The sequence below is a fragment of the Trinickia acidisoli genome, from assembly GCF_017315725.1.
GTDB lineage: Bacteria > Pseudomonadota > Gammaproteobacteria > Burkholderiales > Burkholderiaceae > Trinickia > Trinickia acidisoli.
Window position 1 is genome coordinate 791,018 of record NZ_JAFLRG010000001.1, and the last position, 25,212, is coordinate 816,229.

The following is a 25,212-nucleotide window of genomic DNA, read 5'->3' on the forward strand; positions in this document are numbered from 1 at the left end:
GAAGGTGTTAAGCAAGTACGCGATGGCGCCACGCCGGCAGGCTGCGCCTGACCTCGTCGATGCGCGCGCGGTCGATATCGCCGGCGACGACGCCGGGGCCTTCGTCCTGCACGGCCACGATCTCGCCCCACGGGTCGATCAACATGCTGTGGCCCCACGTGCGGCGGCCGTTTTCATGCGAGCCGCCTTGAGCCGCGGCAAGCACGTAGCACTGGTTTTCGACGGCGCGAGCGCGCAGCAACATTTCCCAATGCGCGCGGCCCGTCGTATAGGTGAACGCCGAAGGCACGACGATCAGCGCGCAATCTCCCATGCGCCGGTACAGCTCGGGAAAGCGCAGATCGTAGCAGACAGACAGCCCGACGCGTCCGAAAGGCGCCTCGAAGGACTGAACTTCGCTCCCCGGGCGGATCGTGCGGGCTTCGTCGAACGACTCGGCGCCCTTTTCGAAGTTGAAAAGATGAATCTTGTCGTAGCGCGCTTTCTCTGTGCCGCTCGGGTCGAATACGAGCGTCGTGTTGAGCACGCGCCCGGCGTCGGCCGGATCGGCGACGGCAATCGGTAGCGTGCCGCCGATCACCCACACGCCGTGGCGACGTGCGCTGTCGGCCAAGAAGCGCTGAATCGGGCCGTCGCCGTATGCTTCACGCACGGTCAGTTTGTCCGAGTCCTTGTGGCCCATGAAGCAGAAGTATTCGGGCAGCAGAACGAGCTGGGCGCCCTCGGCCGCGGCTCGCGCGATGAGCCGTTCGGCGTCTTCGAGATTGCGCTCGCGCTCCGGCGTGCTGACCATCTGGAGCGCGGCGACGCGAAACGGTGTCGGATGGACGGGGCGGTCGCTCATGAATTCGGTGTCGGATGCTGCCGGGGCTCGCTGGCGCAGGGCCTCGCTGGGGCGCATGCCCCGCCGTGTGCCTTACTGGCCCGTCGCCTCGGCCGGAGCAGCCATCTTACCCCGATCGGCCGCGACCCGCTCGACGAGCGGATGCGACCACGATCCGGTGATGGCGTAGTCGTGGGCGAAGGCGCGCGAGATCGACTGCGAAAGGGCGGCATTGGCGACGAGCGCGCCGAGGCCGAAGAGCGGATTGACGACGGTTGCCGCGATCACGGCCGAGCCCGCGTTCAGCGTCGGGGTCAGCACGACGTGCAGATCTTGCGTCTCTTGTGCGAAGTCGACGCTGCCCGCCAAATCGGCACGCATCGGCGCGGTCACGACGCGAAAATCGTCGGTGCGGGCGATGCCGTTGCGCACCAGCGCCGTGCCCGACACGCGCTCGAACGGCAGCCCTTCGCCGATGACGTCGCGGAAGTTCAGCGTGAGCACGCGCGTCAAGCTTTGCAGGCTGAGCACGCCGAGCAGCTTGGCCACGGCGGGGTCCACCTTCAGGATTTGGCCGTGATGCAGGTCCATCGACAAGCGCCCGTCGAGCGTCGGATAGTCGATCGCCGTCGGGCCGCCGCGCCAGACGGCCTTGCCCGACAGCGAGCCCGATCCGCCCTTCACCGTGCGCGGCAGGCCGAAGCGGCCGAGCAGCGCGCCCGCGTCAGCCACGTCGAGCTTGAAATCGACGACCGTGCGGCGCCGCATGTCGGCGTCGGCTGCCCTGCCGGGCTGGCGCGACGTCCGCCAATTGGCCGTCGCGAGCAGATGTGCAGCGGGGTTCGAGACGTCGAGCTTGTCGACCTGCCAGACGGGCACGCCGTCTTCGTCGAAGTTGTGCGCGTTCACGGCGAGCCGGCCGATGTCGTGGCCGTGCATCGTCAAATCGTCGATGACGAGGTCGATCGCCGGCATCGGCTGGTTCGCGCTCGGCGTGAGCTGTCCGAGCAAATCATGCCCGACGGCGACTGGAATCGATGCCTTCGTCAACCTTGCGTGCAGTTGGCCGCCGGGCGCATCGGCCGCGCCGGGCTGCCAGGACGCGCTACCCGAGACTTCGTCGGAGGTGAGATTCGCCTGCCAGCTCCGGGATGCCTGCGTCGCATCGACGGCGACGTTCGACCACGGGCGATTGAGCAGCTTGAGCGTTTTGAAGCGGGCGGCGATGCGGCTCGGCATGAACTGGGACGCTCGCGAGGGCGGTGCCGAGGCCGGCCGCGGTGGCCGCTGCGCGGGCTGCGCAGACGATTGCGTTGCCGGTTGTGCAGCCGGTTGCGCAGCTTCTTGACCGGTGCGTAATTCGTCGGCGAACGTGCGCCAAGCGTCGGCGTCGAACGAGTCGCCCGTCAGCGTGGCGGTGACGCCGTGAGGCGGGAGCCGCGCGGGTGCGTTCAGGCCGATCGCGCCTTGCAGAACGGCGAGGCTGGGCCTGCCGCCATTGCCGCCGGCGCGCCGCTCGACCATGTAAGCGGCCTCGACCGGCCCGAGGCGTAGATCGGCACGCGCGCGCATGCCTTCGGTCGCGGCGTTGCCGCTGCCTTCGCCAGCGCCAAGCGGCTTGAATTCGAACGAAAGCGGCATCGGCGTGCCGAGCGATTTGCCGAGCGGCGCGGGCAGATCGAGCGCGAGGCCGGTCAGATCCGAGGTAGCCGAGACGGTCGGCAGCGCGCCCTTCTTGCCGCGCACGCTGATCGAGTAGGGCGCGGCGCCGAACACGTGGCCGAGTATCTTGGCTGCGGGGCCGTCCAGGTCCAATTGCCGTGCGCTGTCGGCCGCGATGCGGCCGGCGACGTCGAACGCATAGCCGCCGCTGTCCTGAAGCGCGCCGGTAGCGCGCACTTCGCCGCCGAGCCAGCGTCCCGCGACGCGCTCGAGCGAGAGCGTCTGCTTCGTGAAACGCACCTGGCCGCCGAGCGCTTCGAGCGGCGGCAGTTGCGGTGCCGACAACGTGTTGCCGTCCAGGGTGACCGTGCCCGCGACGTCGACGTGCGGATTGGGCGTGCGCGGCACGGTGAGCGTCAGCGCGAGCCCGGCGGGGCCGCTTGCCCGCAGCTTGTCGGCAACGTGCCCCGTCATGCCCGCGACGGCGCTATGGTTGACATAATCGAGCAGGTCGGCAAGCGGGCCGTGCGCGTTCCCGTCGACGACGAGGTTCGAGCCGCGATTGCCCAGATCGTCGATATGACCCGCGACGCGCGTGATCGCGACGCGCTTGTAATGCGCGCGATCGATGTCGAAACGCAGCTTGTTTTCCTTCAGCGTGAACACGCCGTCGATGCCTTCGAGCGCCGGCCAGAGGTCGGGCGTGCCGTTCTTGAGCGTCTTGGGTGGATAGGGCGAAGGATCGAACCGGCCGCCCGAGAACGGCGCGACGATGCGGAAGATGCCGGCCTTCGGCTCGCGCGAGTAGGGGAATTTGTCGAGATTGCCATGCACCTCGATCGTCGCGTTGCGCGCGACCCCCTCTTGGAGACCGTGGCCCAAATAATCGCGCAAGTGCTCGCCGATACTCGTCGGCAGATAGCGCGCGATCGCCGGCACGTTCGCACGTGCGATCGTCGCTTTCAAATCGAGCGCGCCGCGCCCGTGGCCCGGATTCGTGTAGGTCGCCGCGAGACTGCCCGCGGTGTCGGCGTTCTCGACGCTCAGATCCGGAACCGTGATCGAAAACGCCTTGTGTGCGTCGCCCGGTGCGCGTGTCGGGCTGACGGTCCAGTTTCCATGCATGCGCAGGCGGTCGAACGTCAGCCGCGGATCGTCGAATTCTCCGGGAATCGTGACCGCCGCGTTGACCGTATCGAGCGTGATCGTGCCGTGCCGCTCGTCGGCGTCGATGCTGCCCCATAGATTTTCGAACCCGGGCAGGCCGGCGCGCGGATGGCCTGCCGGCGATAGGCCGGGCGGCGGCTCTTGCGCGGCGAGGCTGATGCCTTGCAGATCGCCCTTGAAACGATAGCGCACGATCGGGGCCGTGCCGGCGACGCGCTCCTCGCTGGCGGCCAGCGCGCTCGTGGGACGAGCGCGCTCGACCGCGATCGTGTAGTTCGCAACCATACCGCGCGGGTCGAAGCGCACGAGTTCGTCGAGAAAACGGCGCGGTACGGGCAGGGCGCGGGTGAATTCGGCGAGGATGCCGAGATCGACGCGGTCGCCCGTCACGCTCATCAATTGCCCGTGTTCGACCGTCGGCACGCGGTAGCGGCCCGTGAGCGTCGTCAGCGTGAGCGTGCGGGACACGGGCGTGCCGTCGGGTAACGGCGGCTGGCCGAGTTCGGCGCGCAGATTCGTGAGCTGCAGCCGGTAGTCGCGCTGCGCCTGGATCGAGAGGGTCCAGCCGAAGTGGGCGACGGGCATGTCGAGCTGCGGCTGCGTTGGGCGCACGCGCAGCGCAATGTCAGATCCTTCCAGCTTGCCGTGCGCCGAGCGGATGTGTCCGCCGGAAAAGCTCGCCCAGATCGCGTTGTCGACGCGGCCCGCATAGGTGGCGACGGGCAGCTTCACGTAGCGCGCGAGGATCGGCAGCTCGACGGGACCTGTCGACACGTACGCTTGGCCGGTCCAATTCTGTGGCTTGCCGATCGACATCAGCGGCGTATGGCGAAAGCGCGCGCGGAAATCGAGCGGGCCCTTGAGTAGCGTGCCTTCGGCGGGTGCTTGCAGCGCGACGCGATGGACCAGGCCGTCGTTGAGGATCGCAATGCGCACGTCGTGCAGCGCGAGTTCCGGCGCTTTGAGCAGCGCGTCGCGCCAGCGCAGCGTGCCGCCGCGCAAGACGATTGCTTGTTGCGAAAGAAGCCAGGTCGAGAACGTATCGTTGCCCGTATGCGTCGTGGGCACCTGCACGCCGCCGACCCAGAGCGAGCCGTCGGGCTCGCGCGCGGCAAGAACGTCGGGACGCTCGATCACGAGGCTCGCAAGCGCCGGCTTGCCGCGCAGCAGCGCGCCCCACGATAGCGTGGCGGTGGCGTGCGGCACGGACAACGCGCGCGTGCCGTGGGCGTCGCGGATGACGAGGTCTGTCACGTCGACGCCAGGCTCGAAGCCGGACCAATAGGGGGCGAGCTTGCCGATTCGCACGTCGGCGTGCGCGCGGCTGCTGACGAGCGTCTCGATGCGCGGCCGAAAATCGTCGATGCGGGGCAGGACCACGTAGCGCAGCCCGATGAAAACGGCGGCAACGGCGAAGTAGACCAGAACGGCGACGGCGAGCGCGAACTTGAGAATTCGGCGCAGCCACCGATGTTCGTGATGCGCGTGTCCGGCGACGGCGGCTTCGGCGGATTCCTTGCTGTCGGACATACTGCGGCGAATCGGGGATGTGGTAGTTTGGCGTCTCGGACGACGAAATGTATCACAGCGGCCAGCCGTCCCCGCGCGCGAGAACGTTCGCTGCCTGCGTGGCGCGCGGCCGTGCCGTGCCTCGTTCCGGTGCCTGCGGGACCGGATACGTTGCTCGCGGCTGCCGTTACCGCTGCAAAAAGCGAGCCACGCCTATCCATGACTGCTGCCGCACTGCTGAGTTCCGCTTATTCCTCCTATGCCGCGCGTGCGATCGCCGCGCGCGCCGAACTATCCGAGCTCATCGCCGCCTTCGCCGCCGCGCCGATCACGCGAGAGCGCATCGATGCACGGCTGCGCGCGCTGATCGCCGAGCACCGCAAGGCGCGCGGCGCCGAGGCGGGAACCCCTATCGGCGAGGAGGCGCTGCGCTGCGCGTTGCGCCGACTGCGCACGGAGGTGTTCTGCGCGGTGATGGAGCGCGACTTGGCCGGCAAAGCGGACGTCGCCGAAGTGACGGGCACGATGACCGACTTGGCCGAGGCCGCGATCCAGCGCGCGCTCGACGTCCTTTCCACCGAGTTGGAAGCGCTTTACGGCGAGCCGCGGGCGGCCGACGGCAAACGGCTCGCGCTCGGCGTGGTCGGTATGGGCAAGCTCGGAGGCCGAGAGCTGAACGTGTCGTCCGACATCGATCTCATCTTTGTCTACGAAGACGATGGCGAAACCGCGGGCGGCAGCCGTGCTGCGATCTCGACGCAGGAATTTTTTACACGGCTCGGGCGCCGACTCATCGGTGCGCTTGCCGAGCCGACCGCGGACGGGTACGTTTTTCGTGTCGACATGCGGTTGCGCCCGAACGGCGATTCGGGCCCGCTCGTCTGCAGCCTGGGCATGCTCGAGGAGTATTTTTACGTCCAGGGCCGCGAGTGGGAGCGCTATGCCTGGATCAAGGGGCGGCTGGTGTCGGAGCACGACAGCGATGCGGCGCGGCGCCTAGCCGAGCAGCTCGAGGCGCTCGTCAAGCCGTTCGTCTACCGGCGTTACCTCGATTTCGGCGTGATCGGCGCGATTCGCTCGCTGCACCGGCAGATTCGCGAAGAAGCGCAGCGTCGCGCTACGATGCGGCCCGACAAGGCCGACGACATCAAGCTCGGCCGGGGCGGCATCCGCGAGATCGAGTTCAGCGCGCAAGTCTTTCAATTGATCCGCGGCGGCCAGGATTCGGGTTTTCGAATCCGTCCGACACTAGCCGTGCTCCGTCATGCGGCGGCGCGAGGCTTGGTCGCGCCGTCCGTGTGCGCGGACCTATCCGATGCCTACCGTTTCCTGCGCGAACTCGAGCATCGGCTGCAGTATCGCAACGACGCGCAGACACATGCGCTGCCCGTCGATGCCGACGAGCGCGCACGGCTTGCCGCGTCGCTCGGCTTTGCCGACGTCGCGACGTTCATGACGGCGCTCGACGGCCATCGCGAGCGCGTCGAGACGCAATTCGACCAAATCTTCGCCGACAAGGCCGGCGCGCGCGCGCAGGCGACCGGCGCGTGCGACCCTGACGCCTTGCGGGCGGGCGCGCTCTGGAGTTCCGCGCTCGAGGATGAAGCTGCCGACGAGCAAGCGATCGTTCGTTTGAAGGCGGCCGGCTTCGACGATGCGAGCGACGTGCACGCGCGCCTCGCCGCGGTGCGCCGCTCGGCGCGCTACCAGGGGCTGCCCGAGCGCAACCGCGAGCGTTTCGACACGATCGCGGCGCGCGCACTCGATGCTGCCGCGGCGATGGAGCCGCAAGCCAAGCGCGGCCCGACGCTCGCCCGCCTGATCGACCTGCTCGAAGCCGTGAGCCGTCGCGGCGCGTACCTGGCGCTGCTCAACGAATATCCGGCCGCGCTCGAACGCGTGCTGGCCGTGCTCGCCGGGTCGCGCTGGGCGGCCGGCTATCTGATTCGGCACCCTCAGTTGCTCGACGAACTGCTCGATGACGAAGCGATCGGCAGCCCCTTCGACTGGCTCGAATTCAAGATGTCGCTGCGTGCGCGTCTGGCCGCCGCCGATGGCGTCGAGCAGCAGATGGACTTGCTGCGCCATGCGCATCAGGCCGAGGTGTTCCGCATCCTGCTGATCGATCTGGCGGGGCGGTTGACCGTCGAGCAGGTGAGCGACCGCCTGTCCGAACTCGCCGACTCCGTTCTCGACGTGGCGATCGAAACCGTTTGGCAGCAGTTGTCGAAGCGCCATCGCGAGGTGCCGCGCTTCGCGGTCATTGCTTACGGCAAGCTCGGCGGCAAGGAGCTCGGCTACGCATCCGACCTCGATTTGATCTTTCTCTACGACGACCCGGACGACGCGGCCTCGGACATTTATTCGACGTTCACGCGCCGGCTCATCACGTGGCTGACGACGGCGACCGGCGCAGGCACGCTGTTCGACGTCGACCTGCGGCTGCGGCCGAACGGCGAGTCAGGCTTGCTCATCACCGACCTCGACGCATTTCGGCGCTATCAGCTACGCGAAGGGGATGCGGCCAATACGGCGTGGGTCTGGGAACACCAGGCACTGACGCGCGCACGCTTTTGTGCTGGCGACCCGCAGATCGGGCGCGAGTTCGAAGACATCCGCCACCGTGTGCTGACGACGCTGCGCGAAAGCGGCCCGCTCCTGGCCGAGATCGTGGCGATGCGCGAGCGTGTCGCGGCGGGCCATCCGAATCCCAGCGATCTGTTCGACGTCAAGCACGACCGCGGGGGCATGGTCGACATCGAGTTCATCGTTCAGTATTGGGTGCTGCTGCATGCCGCGCACGATCCCGAACTGATTCGCAACACGGGCAACATTGCGCTCCTGCGCGAGGTCGCGCGTTTCGGGCTCATGAGTGCCGAGGAGGCGGAGACAGTCGGCGCGGCCTATCGGACCTACCGCAAGCTTCAGCACCAATTGCGGCTCGACGGTATGGAAAAGGCGCGCGTGCCGCATGAGCGCATTGCGCCGGAGTGCGATGCCGTGCTCAAGCTTTGGCGCCGCGTGTTCGGCTGAGCGCGGCACTTGTCGCGTAAGCGATGGCGCGGTGGCGACCTCGCGTCGGCCCGCGCTTTACGCGGCGAGCATTTCCTTGGCGTGCCGGCGCGTCGTGGCCGTGATCTCGAGGCCTCCAAGCATGCGCGCGACTTCCTCGATGCGGCTCGCATGATTGAGTGCGACGACGGTCGAGAGCGTCGCGCCGCCGTCGCCCATCCCCTTCGTCACTTGGAAGTGATGATCGCCGCGTGCCGCGACTTGCGGCAGGTGCGTGACGCACAGCACTTGCCGGTCGTGCCCGAGCTGATGCAGCAGGCGGCCGACGACTTCCGCCACACCACCGCCGATGCCCGTGTCGACTTCGTCGAAGATCAGCGTTGGCGTGAGGCTCGCCGCGCTCGCGATGACGGCCAGGGCGAGGCTGATCCGGGCGAGCTCGCCGCCGGACGCCACTTTCGCAAGCGGCCGCAACGGCACGCCGGCGTGGCCGGCCACGCGAAATTCGATCTGCTCGAGCCCGTGCGCACCGCCCTCCACGAGCGGTACGAGCGCGACTTCGAAACGGCCGCCGGCCATCGACAATTCCTGCATGCCGGTCGTGACCGCCGCGCCGAGTGCCTTCGCAGCCTTGGCGCGCACCTTCGATAGCTGCTTGGCTTCACCCATATAGGCCTGATGCGCTTTTTCGACGACGGCTCGCAGCGCATCGAGATCGGCCGCGGCGTCGAGCGCGGCGAGCTGCGCGCGTCGATCCTCGTGTTCCTGCGGCAGTGTCTCGGGTTGCAGACGGAATTTGCGCGCAAGCGAATGCAACGCATCGAGCCGTCGCTCGACTTGCGCGAGGCGATCCGGGTCGAGCTCTAGCCGCTGCGCATAGTGAGTCAGCGAGTACGCGCCTTCGCGCAATTGGATCTCGGCTGGTTCGAGCGCGGCGAGCGCATCGCCGAGTTCGGGATCGATCTCGGCCAGATCGCGCAATTTCGAAACGATCGAGCCGAGCTGGCCGAGCATTGCGCCGTCGGACTCCGAAATGGTATCGAGCGCTCCGCGCACGCCTTCGATCAGATTGGCCGAGTGGGCGAGGCGCCGGTGTTCGGCACTGATTTCCTCCCATTCACCGGGCTGCGGCGCGAGTTTGTCGAGTTCCGCAAGCTGCCAGGCGAGCTGCTCGCGTTCGAGCTGGAGTTCCCGTTCGCGCGTGCCGGCCAGCTCGAGCGCTTGTTGCGCGTTGCGCAACGCGCGGTGGGCGCGCGCGACACTAGCTGCGATCGGCGTCAGCCCCGCATGCGTGTCGAACAGCGTGCGTTGAGCGTCGGGCCGCATCAAAAGCTGGTGCGCATGCTGGCCGTGAATGTCGACGAGCATTTCGCCGACCTCGCGCAACTGGGCGAGCGTGGCCGGCGTGCCGTTGATGAATGCGCGCGAACGCCCGTTGGCATCGACGACGCGGCGCAGCAGCACGCGGCTCTCGTCGCCGGCGCCGGCCTCCTCGCCGCCGAGCGCGTGCTCGTCGAGCCAGCGCGCGACCTCGCCGCCGGCCTGAAACTCAGCCGTGAGATCGGCGCGCGCGGCCTTGGCGCGCACGACGTCGGAGTCGGCGCGTGCCCCGAGCGTCAGCGCGAGCGCGTCGATGAGGATCGACTTGCCCGCGCCCGTTTCGCCGGAGAACACGGTGAAGCCGCGGTCGAATTCGAGATCGAGCGCGGCGACGATGACGAAGTCGCGTATCGAGAGGTGGCGGAGCATGAGAGTCGTCTTAACGGCGTTTTGTACGGAAGCGGCGGAAATCGGCGGGCGCCGGGTCACGTTGCCCCGGCATCGTCTTCCTCGTCGGACGGGTGCTCGTTCCAATGGAGCTTTTGCCGCAGCGTCGCGTAATAGCTGTAGCCGACGGGATGGAGGAAGGGCACCGTGTGCCGCGAGCGGCGCACCTCGATCGTGTCGTTGAGCTTCACGGCGGTAAACGATTGCATGTCGAAGTTCACGTTCACGTCCCGTCCGCCGATGATCTGGATACTGACGTTGCTGTCGTCCGGCAGCACGATCGGGCGGTTCGACAACGCATGCGGGGCGATCGGCACGAGCACGAGCCCCTGGAGCTGCGGATGCAGAATCGGGCCTTGCGAGGACAGTGCATAGGCCGTCGAGCCCGTCGGGGTGGCGACGATGAGCCCGTCCGAGCGCTGAATGTACATGAAGCGGCCGTCGACCGACACACGCAGTTCCGCCATGCCTGAAAAGCCGCTGCGGTTGACGACGACGTCGTTGAACGCGAGCGCATGATAAATCGGCTCGCCGTCGCGCACGATACGCGCTTCGAGCAGCGTGCGCTCCTCGCGCTCGAAACTGCCCGCCAGCATTTGGGTCACGCGCTGGCTCATCTCGGCGATCGGGATGTCCGTGATGAAGCCGAGGCGCCCCAGGTTCACCCCGATGAGCGGCGTGCGGTAAGGCGCGAGTTGGCGGCCGATGCCGAGCATCGTGCCGTCGCCGCCGAGTACGATCGCGACGTCTGCGCGCGCACCGATCTCGGCGGGCGTCAGCGCCGGATAGCCCGACACGCCGATGTCGAGAGCGGTTTCGGCCTCGAACACGACATCAAAGCCGCGCTTCTTGATACAGGCGGCGAGCGCCGTCAGCGGCTCACCGATGCCTGGCGTGTTGCTGCGCCCAACGAGCGCCACTGTCTTGAATTGGCTACCAATTTCCATGCCGGCATTACACCATAGGTGTGTGTCGAAAAGAACGTCGTCGTGGTTTGCCCGAACCGGGTGCGGCGGCGCGCGGCGTCCCGCGGCAGCGATTTGTCGCTAGAATGGTGTTGTCCCGATAAGACGCCGGCGGCCAGGCGCGCCCGTCACCGGCACAGCGTCGCGTGTTGCCGGCCTATGTGTTGCACCGTGCGCATGCGAACGCTCGAGCGCCATTACGCGCTCGCGGGGGGCACGCCTTCGGCTAAAATTTTGCGTCATGCTAGAACCCCGCGCACAAACTCTCCTCAAAACGCTGATCGAGCGCTATATCGCAGAAGGCCAGCCCGTCGGCTCGCGCACCTTGTCGCGGTACTCGGGGCTCGAATTGAGCCCCGCGACGATCCGCAACGTGATGTCGGATCTGGAGGAGCTGGGGCTCGTGGCGAGTCCGCACACGTCCGCCGGCCGGATTCCGACGCCCCGCGGGTATCGGCTCTTCGTCGACACGATGCTGACCGTCGAGCCGGTGCAGGACGACGAGGCCGTCGAGCGCGTCGTTCGCAAGACCTTGAAGCCCGGCGAGCCGCAGAAGGTCGTTGCGGCCGCGGCGAGCGTGCTGTCGAACCTGTCGCAGTTCGCGGGCGTGGTGATGACGCCGCGCCGCAGCCACGTGTTCAAGCAGATCGAGTTCATGCGCCTCTCGGCCAAGCGCATCTTGCTCATCATCGTGACGCCCGAAGGCGACGTTCAGAATCGCATGATGGCGACCCAGCGCGACTATTCGCCGTCGCAGCTCATCGAAGCGTCCAATTACATCAATGCGCATTTCGGCGGGCTCTCGTTCGACGAGGTGCGCCGGCGCCTGCGCGAGGAAATCGACCAACTGCGCGGCGACATGACGGCGCTGATGCACGCCGCCGTCACGGCCAGCACCGAGGAAAGCGACGAGAGCGACACCGTACTGATTTCGGGCGAGCGCAACCTCCTCGAAGTGGCGGATTTGTCCTCCGACATGGCGCGCTTGCGCAAGCTTTTCGACGTGTTCGATCAAAAGACGAGCCTTCTTCAATTGCTCGACGTATCGAGCCACGCGCAAGGCGTGCAGATTTTCATCGGCGGCGAATCGATGCTCGTGCCGATCGAGCAGATGAGCGTCGTGACCGCGCCATACGAGGTGAACGGCAAGATCGTTGGCACGCTCGGCGTGATCGGCCCCACGCGGATGGCCTACAACCGCGTGATCCCGATCGTGGACATCACCGCGCGCCTGCTTTCCACCGCGCTCAGCCAGCAATAGCCGTCGGCGCACGGCGCGCATCCGGAGCAATCGGTGCGCACGGTGGCGGACATGGCTATCGTGCCCGCATGCCGGCCTGCGCGCCATTGGCCGGATGGACGATGGGCGGCCGCAATCGCGTCGCTATAATGGTCCTCACGTCAACCTCAGCCGCGCCGTCTTCGCGCTGCGCTTAAGCCTCGCCCTAGGGCGCTTCCTATCGCTCATGCGTTTCGATCTCGAGTTGCCTTCGCAGCCCGCCCTATCTCATCGCGTCGCCGTGCTGCTGATCAATCTCGGCACGCCCGACGCGCCGACCCCGCGCGCCGTGCGTCGCTATCTCGCCCAATTTCTGTCCGATCCGCGCGTCGTCGAAATTCCGCAACTCGTTTGGCAGCCGCTGCTGCGGGCGCTGATCCTGCCGCTGCGGGGCCGCTCCTCCGCTAAAAAATACGCGTCGGTCTGGATGCCGGAAGGCTCGCCGTTGCGCGTGCACACGGAGAAGCAAGCCGAGGCGTTGCGGCAGTTGCTGCACGCGAACGGCTATCGCGTCATCGTCGAGCACGCGATGCGTTACGGCACGCCCGGCATCGGTGCGATGCTGGGACAGTTGAAGCTCGCGGGCGCCGAGCGCGTGCTGTTGATGCCGATGTATCCGCAATATTCGTCGTCGACGACGGCCACGGCCTTCGACGCGGCCTTCGCGGCGCTCGCGCGCATGCGCAACCAGCTCGAAGTGCGTACGACTCGCCACTATGCGGATCATCCGGCCTATATCGCGGCGTTGGCCGAGCAAGTGCGGCGCTACTGGGCCGCGCGCGGCCAGCCCGATTTCGCGGGCGGGGACAAGCTGGTGCTGAGTTTTCACGGCGTGCCCAAGCGCACGCTCGACCTCGGCGACCCCTATCACGATCAGTGCCGCACCACGGCGGCGCTCTTGATGACGGCGCTCGGGCTTACGCCCACCGAGTGTCGTGTGACGTTTCAGTCGCGCTTCGGCCGCGCCGAGTGGCTGCAGCCGTATACGGCGCCTACGTTGCGCGAGCTGGGCGCGGCGGGCGTGCGCCGTGCCGACGTGTTCTGCCCGGGCTTCACCGCGGATTGCCTCGAGACGATCGAGGAAATCGGTCTCGAGGTGCACGACGAGTTTCTGCACGCCGGCGGGAAGGAGTTTCATCGTATCGGCTGTCTCAATGCATCCGAGGCTTGGATTGCGGCGCTGGGCGAAATCGTCGTCCAGCAATTGCAAGGCTGGCCGGTGCGCGAGGGCGTGCCGGCGGGGGTGCCCGCATGAGCGTTCGTGTTACGTGGCGAAGCGAGGGCGGCTGCCGCGCGGGCGGGATCGTTGCGTGCTCGGCTCGACGAGCCGGCGCTCCCTTCGTTTCGTTTCCGGTGCTCCGATGAAAGACAAGATTTCGACCGAACCCAATGCGCGTACGCGTGTCGACAAATGGCTCTGGGCCGCGCGGTTCTTCAAGACCCGCTCGCTGGCTGCCGATGCCGTCGAGAAAGGCCGCGTGCGCATTGCCGGCGCGACGGTGAAGCCGGCGAAAGACGTGCGGGTCGGCGATCTCGTCGCAGTCGAGATCGAGCGAATCGTCTGGGAAGTTCGAGTACTGGGGATTTGCGAGGTGCGCGGGCCGGCGAGCGTGGCGCAAACGCTTTATGCGGAAACGCCCGACAGCCAAGCCAAGCGCGCCGTGGAGGCCGAGCGGCGCCGCACATACCGGGAGCCGGCGGCCGCGCTGCAGGGGCGGCCGACCAAGCGCGACCGGCGCGTCATCGACAAGCTTGCAGGTGAGGGCTGAACAGCGAGTCGATTGCCGCGTGCGCGCCGCCGTACTCCGTCGTGCATGCGGTCAGCGCACCGGACAGGCAGATGGTGGTGGTTCCTGCGACGAGCACCAGCGCGACCACCGCGATTGCAAAGGTCAGTTTCACGGTACTCCCCGACGGAGAAAGGCGATACGGACGCAAACGCTTCGGAAAGGCAAGACTGTGGCGTTCCGCCGCCGAGCAGTTCCGAACGTGAAACGCATGAAAGCAGTTTAGGGCAAACCAGGATGGTGCTCAACGCGGTTTTGGCTTTGGTGCCGTAACCAGTGTTACCGTTCGTTTCCGGTTCGAGCAGGTCGCGCAAAAGGTGCGAAAAAGAGGCGCCGGGGGCTTGAAATGTCTCGCGGCGCCCCCACTTGCCCCGCGATGCGCGGTGGCAATGGTCGTACTTCGGCAAAGGGCGTCGTATGCCCGGCGTCTCCGCTCGGTTCGGTGGGCGAAATGCCGCATCGGCCGGCCGCCGCTTCGATTTCACTTTTTGGACGATTTTCAGCGACATGGAACATACGCAAGACAATCCGGCTAGCCAGCAATCGCCGTCTCCGGAAGGGGCCGCGCAGCAAAGCGCCACCGAGAACGTCGCAGCGCAAACCGCCGCTGCGCGGAGCCAGTCGGGCGAACCCGGCACTGCGGCCGACACCGCGCTTGTCGAAGCGCAGGCGAAGATCACGGAGCTCAACGAGAGTTTCATGCGAGCGAAGGCCGAGACCGAAAACGTACGCCGTCGCGCCGCCGAAGACGTGACGAAGGCGCGCAAGTTCGCGATCGAAAGTTTCGCTGAGCACCTGCTGCCTGTGCTGGACAGCCTCGAAGCCGCGCTGGCCGATACCTCGGGCGATGCGACGAAGCTGCGCGAGGGCGTCGAGCTGACGCTGCGCCAGTTGTCGAGCGCGATGGAAAAGGGGCGTGTCGCGGCCGTCAATCCGGTCGGCGAGAAATTCGATCCGCATCGCCATCAAGCCATTTCGATGGTGCCGGCCGAGCAGGAGCCGAACACGGTCGTTTCCGTGCTGCAAAAAGGTTATGTCATCGCCGACCGTGTGCTGCGTCCGGCGCTCGTGACGGTCTCGCTGCCGAAGTAAACAAACGGGCGCACGCTTCCTCGAAGAGGGGCTAAGTGAGCGCAAACGGTGTCGACGCCACCGTTTTTTCCGTTGGCGGGATGCGGGGAAGTGCTCGTCGAGACGATCTGAAAAAAGCGAATGACCGCATCGGGTCAAGGGTCTTGAAAACGGTGCGGCGGCACTCATCTTGAGTGCAGGTTTGAATTGAGCGGGCGGTCGCGCGAACGCAGCACCGTCTCGTCGAAGCGATCGAATATCTAGGAGAGCAGGAAAAATGGGCAAGATTATCGGTATCGACCTCGGCACGACGAACTCGTGCGTGGCGCTGATGGAAGGCAACCAAGTGAAGGTGATCGAGAACTCCGAGGGTGCCCGCACGACCCCGTCGATCATCGCCTACATGGACGACAATGAAATTCTCGTCGGCGCGCCGGCCAAGCGTCAGTCGGTGACGAACCCGAGGAACACGCTGTTCGCGGTCAAGCGCTTGATTGGCCGCCGCTTCGAAGAAAAAGAAGTGCAGAAGGACATCGGCCTGATGCCCTACAAGATCACCAAGGCCGATAACGGCGACGCCTGGGTCGAAGCGCACGGCGAGAAGCTCGCGCCGCCGCAGATCTCGGCGGAAGTGCTGCGCAAGATGAAGAAGACGGCCGAGGACTACCTCGGCGAGCCGGTCACGGAAGCCGTGATCACGGTGCCGGCCTACTTCAACGACAGCCAGCGTCAAGCCACGAAGGACGCGGGCCGCATCGCGGGCCTCGAAGTCAAGCGGATCATCAACGAGCCGACGGCAGCCGCGCTCGCGTTCGGTCTCGACAAGGCCGAGAAGGGCGACCGCAAGATCGCCGTGTATGACCTCGGCGGCGGCACCTTCGACGTCTCGATCATCGAGATCGCCGACGTCGACGGCGAAATGCAGTTCGAAGTGCTCTCGACGAATGGTGACACGTTCCTCGGCGGCGAGGATTTCGACCAACGCATCATCGATTACATCATCGGCGAGTTCAAGAAAGAGCAAGGCGTCGACCTGTCGAAGGACGTGCTCGCGCTGCAGCGTCTGAAGGAAGCGGCCGAAAAGGCGAAGATCGAACTCTCGTCGAGCCAGCAGACCGAAATTAATCTGCCGTACATCACGGCCGACGCGTCGGGTCCGAAGCACTTGAACCTGAAGATCACGCGCGCCAAGCTCGAAGCGCTCGTCGAGGACCTGATCGCCCGTACGGTCGAGCCGTGCCGCATCGCGATCAAGGATGCCGGCGTGAAGGTTGGCGACATCGACGACGTCATTCTCGTCGGCGGCATGACGCGTATGCCGAAGGTGCAAGAGACGGTCAAGGAGTTCTTCGGCAAGGAGCCGCGCCGCGACGTGAACCCGGACGAGGCCGTGGCCGTGGGCGCCGCGATCCAAGGGCAGGTGCTCTCGGGTGAGCGCAAGGACGTGCTGCTGCTCGACGTGACGCCGCTCTCGCTCGGTATCGAGACGCTCGGCGGCGTGATGACGAAGATGATCAACAAGAACACCACGATTCCGACGAAGCACGCGCAGGTGTATTCGACGGCCGACGACAGTCAATCGGCCGTGACGATCAAGGTGTTCCAAGGCGAGCGCGAAATGGCCGCGGGCAACAAGCTGCTCGGCGAATTCAACCTCGAAGGGATTCCACCCGCCCCGCGCGGCGTGCCGCAGATCGAAGTGACGTTCGACATCGACGCGAACGGCATTTTGCATGTCGGCGCGAAGGACAAGGCGACGGGCAAGGAAAACAAGATCGTCATCAAGGCGAACTCGGGCTTGTCCGAAGCGGAGATCGAGCAGATGGTGAAGGATGCCGAGGCGAACGCCGAGGAAGATCACCGTCTGCGCGAGTTGGCCGATGCGCGCAACCAAGGCGACGCACTCGTGCACAGCACGAAGAAGGCGCTGACCGAGTACGGCGATAAGATCGACGGCTCCGAGAAGGAGAAGATCGAGTCGGCGCTGAAGGATCTCGAAGAGACGCTGAAGAGCGGCTCGTCCGACAAGGCCGCGATCGAAGCGAAGATCGAGGTTGTCGCCACCGCGTCGCAGAAGCTCGGCGAGAAGATGTATGCCGACATGCAGGCGCAAGGTGCCGCGGGCGCGGCTGCCGGCGGTGCGTCGGCGGGCGGTGCGGGTGCGAGCGCGGATCAGGGCGCGGGCAAGCCCGAGGACGACGTCGTCGACGCGGAGTTCAAGGAAGTGAAGAAGGACTGATCGACGGTCGCGATATCGCGCCGTGAGGCGGCCGGCGTTTCGCGAGAAACGGCCGGCCGAATCGACGCCTGGCGGGCCTTCGGGTTCTCCGGGCACGTTTGTTTTATGGGGGGCGGGGCGTTTGGCCGTTCGAGAGGGCTGGGCGGCGCCTGCCTAACGAGTCGCGAGACTCTACAGTATGTGAAAGGAGCGGTCGCGCGCCAACGCGCGAACCGGCGGTGAACCGATGGCGAAACGGGATTACTACGAGGTTCTGGGCGTTGCCAAGAACGCGAGCGACGACGAGATCAAGAAGGCCTATCGCAAGCTCGCGATGAAGTACCACCCCGACCGCAATCCGGACAACAAGAATGCCGAGGAGCGTTTCAAAGAGGTGAAGGAAGCCTATGAAATGCTCTCGGACGCGCAAAAGCGCGGGGCGTACGATCAGTACGGCCATGCGGGCGTCGATCCGAACATGGCGGGTGCCGGCGCGCAAGGTTTCGGCGGTTTTGCCGACGCGTTCGGGGACATCTTCGGCGACATCTTCGGTCAGGCGGCCGGCGGGGGGGCGGCCCGCGGCCGCGCGGGTCCGCAGGTCTATCGCGGCGCGGATCTGCGCTACAGCATGGAGATCACGCTCGAGCAAGCGGCACACGGCTGCGAGACGCAGATTCGCGTGCCGAGCTGGGTCTCGTGCGAAATCTGTCACGGCTCGGGCGCCAAGCCGGGCACGAAGCCCGAAACGTGTCCGACCTGTAATGGCTCGGGCGCCGTGCGTATGTCGCAGGGCTTCTTCAGCATTCAGCAGACGTGTCCGAAGTGCCATGGCAGCGGCACCTACATCCCCGATCCGTGCGTGCATTGCCACGGCGCCGGCAAGGTGAAGGAGACGAAGACGCTCGAGGTGAAGATTCCGGCCGGCATCGACGACGGCATGCGCATTCGCTCGTCGGGCAACGGCGAGCCGGGCGTGAACGGCGGCCCGCCGGGCGATCTCTACGTCGAGATCCACATCAAGGCGCATACGGTGTTCGAGCGCGACGGTGACGATCTGCACTGCCAAATGCCGATCCCATTCACAACCGCGGCGCTCGGCGGCGAGATCGAGGTGCCGACGCTCGCGGGTCGCGCGACGTTCACGGTGCCCGAGGGCACGCAGTCGAGCAAGACGTTCCGGCTGCGCGGCAAGGGCATCAAGGGCCTGCGCTCGAGCGTGCCGGGCGACCTGTACGTGCACGTGCAAGTCGAAACGCCCGTCAAGCTGACCGACACGCAGCGCGATTTGCTCAAGCAATTCGAGAAGTCGCTCGTCGAAGGCGGTCCGCGTCACAGCCCGCAGAGCAAGAGCTGGTTCGACCGCGTGAAGAGTTTTTTCGATTGATCGGTCGGCGATCGATCGGCTAATCGGCTAAGGCTGCGCGCTGACGTGAGGCGCCGCGCGTATCGCCGACGGATGGGCAGATGAAGGCAGAACAACGCAGCGCGGTCTTCGCGTTGCTCGACGATTGCGATGCGAGCGCCGCGGCACCCACCAGCCGCCTCTATACCGGTTTCGTGCGCGAGCACGTTTGCACGGACGCCGCGACGCTCGATGCCGTTTGCGTCGCGGCCGAGCGTGATATGCATACGGGCTTGCATGCGGTCGTGCTCGGCGATTACGAATTCGGTCGCGAGCTCGAATTCGGCAAGCGCGCACGCGCTTCCTCTTCGATTTCCGCGCAGCGTGGCGCTTCCTCGCTGCGCTTTTTGATGTTCGAGCGGTGCGAAAAGCAGGCTTGTGCGGAGGTCGATGCGTGGTTGGCTGCGCTGGACGGCACGGTGTGCGACGAAAGTACCCGCGCATCGGCTTCGCCGGCTCAGGGCGAGGCGCCGCCGTCGGTCGCCGGTGCGGCGAACGTCGCCGAAAGCGTGACGCCGGAAGCGTTCGCGGCGGCGATCGCGGCTGTGCACGACGCGCTGTGCGCCGGCGAGTCTTATCAGATCAACTACACCTATCGTCTAGCCTTCGACGCGTTCGGTTCGCCTGCGGGCCTCTATCGGCGCTTGCGTGCAAGGCAACCGGTGCGCTATGGCGCGCTCATCGCGCTGCCAGGGGACGAGTGGGTGCTCTCGTGCTCGCCCGAACTCTTCGTTGAAAAGGCAGGCGAGCGGCTGCGTACCCGGCCGATGAAGGGAACGACGGCGCGGGGCGCATCGCCCGACGCCGATGCGCGTGCCGTGGCGTTTCTGCGCAGCGATCCGAAGAACCGCGCTGAAAACTTGATGATCGTCGATTTGCTGCGCAACGACCTGTCGCGCGTTGCGAAGACGGGTTCGGTTTGCGTGCCGGCGCTGTTTACCGTCGAGGCGTACCCGTCAATCTGGGCGATGACGTCGACGATCGAAGCCGACTTGCGCGAACGCACGTCGTTTGCCGACGTGTTGCGCGCGCTGTTTCCGTGCGGGTCGATTACGGGGGCGCCCAAGCATCGGACGATGCAGCTCATCGACGAAATCGAAACGACGCCGCGCGGGCTGTATACGGGCACGATCGGCTGGGTCGATGCGCCTTCGTCGTTATCCGATGACGACGCGGGTTGCGGTGACTTCTGCCTATCGGTTGCGATTCGTACGCTGACGCTCGGTGCAGCCGAACCCGGCGGCGATACCGGCACGCGGCGCGGGACGATGGGCGTCGGCGGCGGCATCGTGCTCGACAGCGTAGCGGCGGACGAATATGCCGAATGCAGGCTCAAGGCGAAGTTCTTGACGGGCGCCGACCCCGGCTTCCAATTGTTCGAGACGATGTACGCCACGCATGAGGATGGCGTGCGTCACGTCGAGCGGCATCTCGCCCGTCTGTGCCGGAGCGCGGCAGAACTCGATTTTCTTTTCGATGGGCCGGCACTGCGCGAGCGTCTTGCTGCACATTGCGCGCAACTGTCGCCCGGCGCCGCGCATCGGGTACGGCTCGCGCTAGGCAAGGACGGCAAGACCGAGCTCACGGGCGGCCCGCTTGGAGCGGTGGCGCGGTTGGCCGATGTGCCCAATCCGTCCGCTACATCCGATGCACCCGTCGGCGTGCTGCTCGCACCGGAGCACGGCTTCGCGCCGACGCGATCGAACGACTTTCTGCTTCGGCATAAGAGCACGTCGCGCGCCGAATACGATCGCGCGTGGCGCCTGGCCGAAGCCAAGGGCGGTTTCGACATGCTGTTCTTCAACGAGCGCGGGGAGTTGACCGAGGGCGGACGCTCGAGCGTCTTCGTCAAGCTGGACGGCCACTGGTACACGCCGCCGCTGTCGGCCGGGTTGCTGCCGGGCGTGATGCGGCAAGTGCTGCTCGAAGACCCGGTCATGCAGGCGCGAGAGCGCACGCTGACGCGCGACGACGTGCTGCGCGCCGAAGCGCTCGTCGTTTGCAATGCGTTGCGCGGTGCTTTGCCCGCGCTCATTCAAAAGACGTGCTCAGGCCCGGGGAACGTGCCGTCCTTCACGGCTTTCACATAGGCTTCGATGGCAGCCCCGATGCTCGGCGCGCCACTCATGAAATTTTTCACGAAGCGTGCCGGCTTGCCGGGGAAGATGCCGAGCATGTCGTGCAGCACGAGCACTTGGCCCGAACAGTCGACGCCCGCGCCGATGCCGATCGTTGGAATCGCGATGGCATTCGTCACGTTCGCGGCGACGGCCGGCGGCACGGCCTCGAGCACGACCAGTTGAGCGCCCGCGTTCTGCACCGCCAGCGCATCGCGCAGCAGTTGCTTCGCGCCTTCCTCCGTCCTGCCTTGCACCTTGAACCCGCCGAACGCATGCACCGATTGCGGCGTGAGGCCCAGATGTGCGCAGACGGGCACAGAGCGTTCGACGAGAAAACGGACCGTCTCGGCCAGCCACTCGCCACCTTCGAGTTTCACCATTTGAGCGCCGGCGCGCATCACCTCGACGGCACTCGCGAACGCTTGCGCCGGCGTGCCGTAGGTGCCGAACGGCAGATCGGCGACGACGAGTCCGCGCGGCTGCGCACGTGCTACGCAGGCGGTGTGATAGACGATCTCGGCAAGCGTGACGGGCAGCGTCGTCGTTTGACCTTGTACGACGTTGCCGAGCGAATCGCCGATCAACAGCACGTCGACGCCGGAGCGGTCGAGCAGCGACGCGAAGCTCGCGTCGTAGCAAGTCAGCACTGCGATTTTTTCGCCGGCCTCGCGCATCGCTTGCAGCTTCGGCACGGTGATCTTCGGCCGATTGGATTCCTGCAAATAAGTCATCGGAAAACTCGCATTCGGAAAGGAAAAATCAGCGCGAGTGCGCCGTGGAGCCGGATCTTAACCGGCTTTGACGAAGCTCGCCTTGCGCCCGCGCATCGTCTCGATGTGCTCGATCAGCAGCGCGAAGTCCGTATCCGATTCAAGCAGATTCAGGTGCTCGGTGTTGACGGTCAGTACGGGGCTGTCGTCGTAGTGGTAGAAAAACTGATCGTAGGCGTCGCTGAGCTGGCGCAGGTAGGCCTCGGAGATGCGTGCTTCCTCTGCCCGGGCGCGTTTCTGAACGCGCGCGAGCAGGGTCGGTGGGCTCGCCTGCAGGTGAATGACGAGATCGGGGACGGGCGCTTCCGTGGCGTCGAGGTGCTCGGTGAGCATCCGGTAAAGCCGCCACTCGTCGCCGTCGAGCGTCAGGCGCGCAAAGATCGCGTTCTTCTGCGGGATGAAATCGGTGACGACGGCACTGCCTTGCGCCAGCAGATCGGCGCTCTGGCGACTCTCTTCGACCCGCTGCAGCGCAAATTGCAGCTCGGTCGGCAACGCGTAGCGCGCCATGTCTTCGTAGAAGCGCTCGAGAAACGGATTGGCTTCGGGCCGCTCGAGCAGCACGCGCATCGGCCAGCGTTCGGCGAGCCGCTGGGCCAGCGACGTCTTGCCCGCACCGATCGGCCCTTCGATCGCGATATGGCGATGCGGGGCGCGCAGATCGGGTGCCGTCACCGTTACGGGCGGGGCGTTCATCGACATCCGGTTTTACCGCCGCTCGTTGCGGCGGGGGCCGCGGCGGCTTCGGTCTTGTCGGAGCTGGCCGACGCGCGTTCCCGGCTGGCCGCTTGCGTCGCTCCGCTCGTGAAGGCGTCGGCCAGGGCGCAGCGGCAAGTCTTCACCTTTTCGATGCGCTGATGGGCGACGCTGGGCAAGAGCGCGTCGGCGCGGCCGTGGCCCGGAATCGAAATGTCGGGATCGATCTCGACGAGCGGCACCAGTACGAAGGCGCGCTCGAACGCGCGCGGATGCGGGATCACGAGATTGGGCTCGTCGATGCGTGCGTCACCGTAGAGGACGATGTCCAGATCGAGCGTGCGAGGCGCGTTGTGAAAGGGCCGCTCGCGGCCGAAGTGATGCTCGATTCGATGGCATAGCGCGAGCAGCGCCGGCGCGCTCAGCGGCGTTTCGAGCTTGACGACGAGGTTGTAGTAATCGTCGCCGCCCGCATCGATCGGTGCGCTGCGGTACAGGCTCGACTTCGCGAGTACGGTGATGGCGTGCTGCTGGGCGAGGCAGACGACCGCATCCTTCAGGGATTGACGAGCGTCCCCGAGGTTCGCGCCTAGACCGAGATAAGCAACCGTCATGGCTTGGCTTCCTACGACTTCATGACATCCGTTCGACGGCACAGGGCGACCGTTTCAGTCCTCTTGCGAGCCCTGTGCGCTGGTTGCGCCCGCCGATTCGGCGTCGTCGCCCTTGCGGCTGCGGCCGCCTCGGCGGCGCCGCTTGCGCGGGGCGCGCTCGCGGCCGCCCTGCGACAGCAGCGCTTCGCGCTCGGCGGCGCTGCCTTCGAGGAAGGACGTCCACCATGCGCCGATTTCGGGATCGAGCTCGCCCGATTCGCACCGTAATAGGAGGAAATCATAACCCGCTCTAAATCTTTGGTGTTCGACGAGCTTGAGCGCGCTGCGGCCCGAGCGTTTTTCGAGGCGGGCCTGCAGACCCCAAATCTCGCGCATGTCGGCCGAAAAGCGCTTGTGGATCGCGAGTTTTTCGGTCTGCATGTCGAGCACGTCGTCCATCGCGCGATGGAGCGCCGGGACCGGGAATTCGCCATTGGCTTCGTATTGCTGCGCACGCTGCTGCATGTCGTGCCAGAGCAGCGTCGCGAACAGGAACCCCGGCGACACGGGCTTGCCGGCCCTCACGCGCGCGTCGGTGCTGTTCAACGCGAGCGTGATGAATGATTCGCCGTGCGGCTGCTCGAGCACGACGTCGAGTAGCGGCAGCAGGCCGTGGTGGAGGCCTTCCTTGCGAAGCTGCTTCAGGCAGGCCAAAGCGTGGCCCGACAGCAGCAGCTTGAGCATCTCGTCGAACAGCCGCGCGGCCGGCACGTTGTGGATCAGCTCGGCGAGCGGCTGGATCGGCTCGCGCGAGGCATCGTCGATCTCGAAGCCGAGCTTGGCCGCGAAGCGGACGACGCGCAGCATCCGCACCGGATCTTCGCGGTAGCGCGTGGCCGGATCGCCGATCATGCGCAGCAGGCGCGCGCGGATGTCGGCCATGCCGTTGTGGTAATCGAGCACCGTTTGCGTGGCCGGGTCGTAATACATCGCGTTGACCGTGAAGTCGCGCCGCGTCGCGTCTTCGTGCTGCTCGCCCCAGACGTTGTCGCGCAACACACGGCCGCTCGCGTCGACGGCGTGCGTGCGGCGATCGAGCTCGTCGCGGCGCAGCCGCCTGGGCGGTGCTTCGGCAGCGGACGCTTCCTGCTGGGCACCCCCCGAGGGGGCTTCCTTCGGGGCGTCCACGAGTGCGCGGAACGTCGACACTTCGATGATCTCTTGCCCGAACTGCACGTGCACGATCTGGAAGCGCCGGCCGATCAGCCGCGCGCGGCGAAACTGGCGCTGCACCTGCTCGGGCGTTGCGTCGGTGGCGACGTCGAAATCCTTGGGGGCGATGCTGAGCAGCAAATCGCGTACGGCGCCGCCGACGATGAACGCACGGAAACCGGCTTGCTGCAGGGTGTCGGTCACGCGCACGGCATTGCGCGAGAGCAGCGAGGGATCGATGCCGTGGATATCGGACGACAGGATGACCGGCGCGTCGGGCCCCGGCGCGCTCGCGGGTTTATCGGCGCGGGCCTTCTTGCGGCGCGGCTTGGCCGCGGGTTGCCCGGCGGCTTCGTCCGTGGCCGTGGCCGCGTCGGCCCAGGTCGCTTCTTCGGCGAGGGAGTCGTCCCTCGCGGGCGCGGCCGTATCCGTATCTTGGCCGAACAGCTTGCGGATGAGTTTCTTGATCACGACGGTTGGAAAAGATCGAGGATGCGCCAGCCCTTCGCTTGCGCGTGCGCGCGCAGCGTGGCGTCGGGATTGGTCGCGATCGGCTCGGTGACTTTCTCGAGCAGCGGAATGTCGTTGTGCGAATCGCTGTAGAAGTAGCTGTGTTCGAAGTCGGCCCACGTTTTACCGAGCGAGGCGAGCCACGATTCCACGCGTACGATTTTGCCCTCGCGATAGCTGGGGGTGCCCGTGCCGCGTCCCGTGAACGACGAATGCGGCTGGCCGTCGACGGTCTCGACCTCGCAGGCGATCAGCGTTTCGACGCCGAAGGCATCGGCGATCGGACGCGTGATGAATTCGTTGGTCGCCGTCACGATGCAGCACAGATCGCCCTTGTCCTGATGCTCGCGCACGAGTTCGAGTGCGACAGGCGTGAGGGCGGGCGTGATGACTTCATGCATGAACTGCGCGTGCCAGGCGGCGAGTTCCGCGCGCGAGCGATGCGCGAGCGGCGCGAGGATCGTCTCGAGATACGCGTGGATGTCGAGTTGGCCGCGCTTGTAGTCGGCGTAGAAGCGATCGATGTCGCGCAGATACGTTTCGGCATCGACGATGCCGAGCTTCACCATGAAGCGGCCCCATTCGTGGTCGCTGTCGGTCGGGATGAGCGTGTGATCGAGGTCGAAGAGTGCGAGATTCGTCATGAGTG

The 25,212-nt window shown here is 66.2% G+C and carries 18 protein-coding genes; 8 read left to right on the forward strand and 10 right to left on the reverse strand.

Annotated features, from left to right (window positions below):
- Positions 1–7: 7 nt before the first annotated feature.
- Both J3485_RS03675 and J3485_RS03680 read right to left on the reverse strand, forming a co-directional pair.
- Positions 8–844, reverse strand: a complete 837-nt coding sequence (locus tag J3485_RS03675) for a carbon-nitrogen hydrolase family protein (protein ID WP_206951214.1) — start codon at positions 842–844, stop codon at positions 8–10.
- 72 nt (positions 845–916) lie between these two features.
- Positions 917–5,182, reverse strand: a complete 4,266-nt coding sequence (locus tag J3485_RS03680) for a YhdP family phospholipid transporter (RefSeq protein WP_206951215.1) — start codon at positions 5,180–5,182, stop codon at positions 917–919.
- 198 nt (positions 5,183–5,380) lie between these two features.
- Between J3485_RS03680 and glnE the strand changes: the two genes are divergently transcribed.
- Positions 5,381–8,194 carry a bifunctional [glutamate--ammonia ligase]-adenylyl-L-tyrosine phosphorylase/[glutamate--ammonia-ligase] adenylyltransferase gene (gene glnE, locus J3485_RS03685; protein WP_206951216.1) on the forward strand — a complete coding sequence of 938 codons (2,814 nt, stop codon included), beginning with the start codon at positions 5,381–5,383 and terminating at the stop codon, positions 8,192–8,194.
- Between the two features lie 57 nt (positions 8,195–8,251).
- On the opposite strand, the gene recN is transcribed toward glnE, so the two are convergent.
- Both recN and J3485_RS03695 read right to left on the reverse strand, forming a co-directional pair.
- Entirely contained in the window at positions 8,252–9,922 is a 1,671-nt protein-coding gene (recN, locus tag J3485_RS03690) for a DNA repair protein RecN (protein WP_206951217.1), read from the reverse strand.
- A 56-nt stretch (positions 9,923–9,978) separates the two neighbouring features.
- Positions 9,979–10,887, reverse strand: a complete 909-nt coding sequence (locus J3485_RS03695; protein WP_206951218.1) for an NAD kinase — start codon at positions 10,885–10,887, stop codon at positions 9,979–9,981.
- Between the two features lie 259 nt (positions 10,888–11,146).
- Here J3485_RS03695 and hrcA point away from each other — a divergent pair, with 259 nt between their 5' ends.
- From hrcA to J3485_RS03710, 3 genes are all read left to right on the forward strand, one after another.
- Positions 11,147–12,166 carry a heat-inducible transcriptional repressor HrcA gene (gene hrcA / locus J3485_RS03700; protein WP_242538468.1) on the forward strand — a complete coding sequence of 340 codons (1,020 nt, stop codon included), beginning with the start codon at positions 11,147–11,149 and terminating at the stop codon, positions 12,164–12,166.
- 205 nt (positions 12,167–12,371) lie between these two features.
- Positions 12,372–13,439, forward strand: coding sequence for a ferrochelatase (hemH, locus tag J3485_RS03705; protein ID WP_206951219.1), 1,068 nt, complete (start codon positions 12,372–12,374; stop codon positions 13,437–13,439).
- 106 nt (positions 13,440–13,545) lie between these two features.
- Positions 13,546–13,953, forward strand: a complete 408-nt coding sequence (locus tag J3485_RS03710) for an RNA-binding S4 domain-containing protein (RefSeq protein WP_206951220.1) — start codon at positions 13,546–13,548, stop codon at positions 13,951–13,953.
- Here J3485_RS03710 and J3485_RS03715 read toward each other — a convergent pair.
- Positions 13,925–14,086: a hypothetical protein gene (locus J3485_RS03715; RefSeq protein ID WP_206951221.1), complete on the reverse strand. Its 162-nt coding sequence runs from the start codon at positions 14,084–14,086 to the stop codon at positions 13,925–13,927. The two genes, J3485_RS03710 and J3485_RS03715, sit on opposite strands and share 29 nt — an antisense overlap.
- A gap of 392 nt (positions 14,087–14,478) precedes the next feature.
- Between J3485_RS03715 and grpE the strand changes: the two genes are divergently transcribed.
- The 4 genes from grpE to J3485_RS03735 all read left to right on the forward strand — a co-directional run bounded on the left by grpE (position 14,479) and on the right by J3485_RS03735 (position 20,752).
- Positions 14,479–15,063, forward strand: coding sequence for a nucleotide exchange factor GrpE (gene grpE, locus J3485_RS03720; protein WP_206951222.1), 585 nt, complete (start codon positions 14,479–14,481; stop codon positions 15,061–15,063).
- Between the two features lie 256 nt (positions 15,064–15,319).
- Entirely contained in the window at positions 15,320–17,281 is a 1,962-nt protein-coding gene (dnaK, locus tag J3485_RS03725; protein ID WP_206951223.1) for a molecular chaperone DnaK, read from the forward strand.
- A gap of 226 nt (positions 17,282–17,507) precedes the next feature.
- Positions 17,508–18,644 (forward strand): molecular chaperone DnaJ, encoded by a 1,137-nt coding sequence (gene dnaJ / locus J3485_RS03730; RefSeq protein WP_206951224.1) that lies wholly within the window; start codon positions 17,508–17,510, stop codon positions 18,642–18,644.
- An 80-nt stretch (positions 18,645–18,724) separates the two neighbouring features.
- Complete coding sequence (locus J3485_RS03735) at positions 18,725–20,752, forward strand: chorismate-binding protein (protein ID WP_206951225.1); 2,028 nt, start codon at positions 18,725–18,727, stop codon at positions 20,750–20,752.
- Here J3485_RS03735 and panB read toward each other — a convergent pair.
- Genes panB through J3485_RS03760 form a run of 5 tightly spaced genes read right to left on the reverse strand, consistent with a single transcriptional unit; the run spans position 20,698 to position 25,207 of the window.
- Positions 20,698–21,513 (reverse strand): 3-methyl-2-oxobutanoate hydroxymethyltransferase, encoded by an 816-nt coding sequence (gene panB / locus J3485_RS03740; RefSeq protein ID WP_206951226.1) that lies wholly within the window; start codon positions 21,511–21,513, stop codon positions 20,698–20,700. The two genes, J3485_RS03735 and panB, sit on opposite strands and share 55 nt — an antisense overlap.
- Before the next feature lie 57 nt (positions 21,514–21,570).
- Positions 21,571–22,248, reverse strand: coding sequence for a deoxynucleoside kinase (locus J3485_RS03745; protein WP_206951227.1), 678 nt, complete (start codon positions 22,246–22,248; stop codon positions 21,571–21,573).
- On the reverse strand, positions 22,245–22,862 hold the full coding sequence (gene folK, locus J3485_RS03750; RefSeq protein WP_206951228.1) for a 2-amino-4-hydroxy-6-hydroxymethyldihydropteridine diphosphokinase: 618 nt from the start codon (positions 22,860–22,862) through the stop codon (positions 22,245–22,247). The genes J3485_RS03745 and folK overlap by 4 nt, the downstream gene beginning before the upstream one ends.
- 54 nt (positions 22,863–22,916) lie before the next feature.
- The gene (gene pcnB, locus J3485_RS03755) at positions 22,917–24,524 is read right to left on the reverse strand and encodes a polynucleotide adenylyltransferase PcnB (RefSeq protein ID WP_206951229.1); all 1,608 of its coding nucleotides are present in this window, start codon (positions 24,522–24,524) and stop codon (positions 22,917–22,919) included.
- Entirely contained in the window at positions 24,521–25,207 is a 687-nt protein-coding gene (locus J3485_RS03760; RefSeq protein WP_206951230.1) for a histidinol-phosphatase, read from the reverse strand. Before J3485_RS03760 ends, pcnB begins: the two co-directional genes overlap by 4 nt.
- Between the last annotated feature and the right edge of the window lie 5 nt (positions 25,208–25,212).

What these genes read in the sequence shown, in the direction of transcription:
- J3485_RS03675 (WP_206951214.1), bottom strand. Translation starts at nt 844, where the DNA reads ATGAGCGACCGCCCCGTCCATCCGACACCGTTTCGCGTCGCCGCGCTC.
- J3485_RS03680 (WP_206951215.1), bottom strand. Translation starts at nt 5,182, where the DNA reads ATGTCCGACAGCAAGGAATCCGCCGAAGCCGCCGTCGCCGGACACGCG.
- glnE (WP_206951216.1), top strand. Translation starts at nt 5,381, where the DNA reads ATGACTGCTGCCGCACTGCTGAGTTCCGCTTATTCCTCCTATGCCGCG.
- recN (WP_206951217.1), bottom strand. Translation starts at nt 9,922, where the DNA reads ATGCTCCGCCACCTCTCGATACGCGACTTCGTCATCGTCGCCGCGCTC.
- J3485_RS03695 (WP_206951218.1), bottom strand. Translation starts at nt 10,887, where the DNA reads ATGGAAATTGGTAGCCAATTCAAGACAGTGGCGCTCGTTGGGCGCAGC.
- hrcA (WP_242538468.1), top strand. Translation starts at nt 11,147, where the DNA reads ATGCTAGAACCCCGCGCACAAACTCTCCTCAAAACGCTGATCGAGCGC.
- hemH (WP_206951219.1), top strand. Translation starts at nt 12,372, where the DNA reads ATGCGTTTCGATCTCGAGTTGCCTTCGCAGCCCGCCCTATCTCATCGC.
- J3485_RS03710 (WP_206951220.1), top strand. Translation starts at nt 13,546, where the DNA reads ATGAAAGACAAGATTTCGACCGAACCCAATGCGCGTACGCGTGTCGAC.
- grpE (WP_206951222.1), top strand. Translation starts at nt 14,479, where the DNA reads ATGGAACATACGCAAGACAATCCGGCTAGCCAGCAATCGCCGTCTCCG.
- dnaK (WP_206951223.1), top strand. Translation starts at nt 15,320, where the DNA reads ATGGGCAAGATTATCGGTATCGACCTCGGCACGACGAACTCGTGCGTG.
- dnaJ (WP_206951224.1), top strand. Translation starts at nt 17,508, where the DNA reads ATGGCGAAACGGGATTACTACGAGGTTCTGGGCGTTGCCAAGAACGCG.
- J3485_RS03735 (WP_206951225.1), top strand. Translation starts at nt 18,725, where the DNA reads ATGAAGGCAGAACAACGCAGCGCGGTCTTCGCGTTGCTCGACGATTGC.
- panB (WP_206951226.1), bottom strand. Translation starts at nt 21,513, where the DNA reads ATGACTTATTTGCAGGAATCCAATCGGCCGAAGATCACCGTGCCGAAG.
- J3485_RS03745 (WP_206951227.1), bottom strand. Translation starts at nt 22,248, where the DNA reads ATGAACGCCCCGCCCGTAACGGTGACGGCACCCGATCTGCGCGCCCCG.
- folK (WP_206951228.1), bottom strand. Translation starts at nt 22,862, where the DNA reads ATGACGGTTGCTTATCTCGGTCTAGGCGCGAACCTCGGGGACGCTCGT.
- J3485_RS03760 (WP_206951230.1), bottom strand. Translation starts at nt 25,207, where the DNA reads ATGACGAATCTCGCACTCTTCGACCTCGATCACACGCTCATCCCGACC.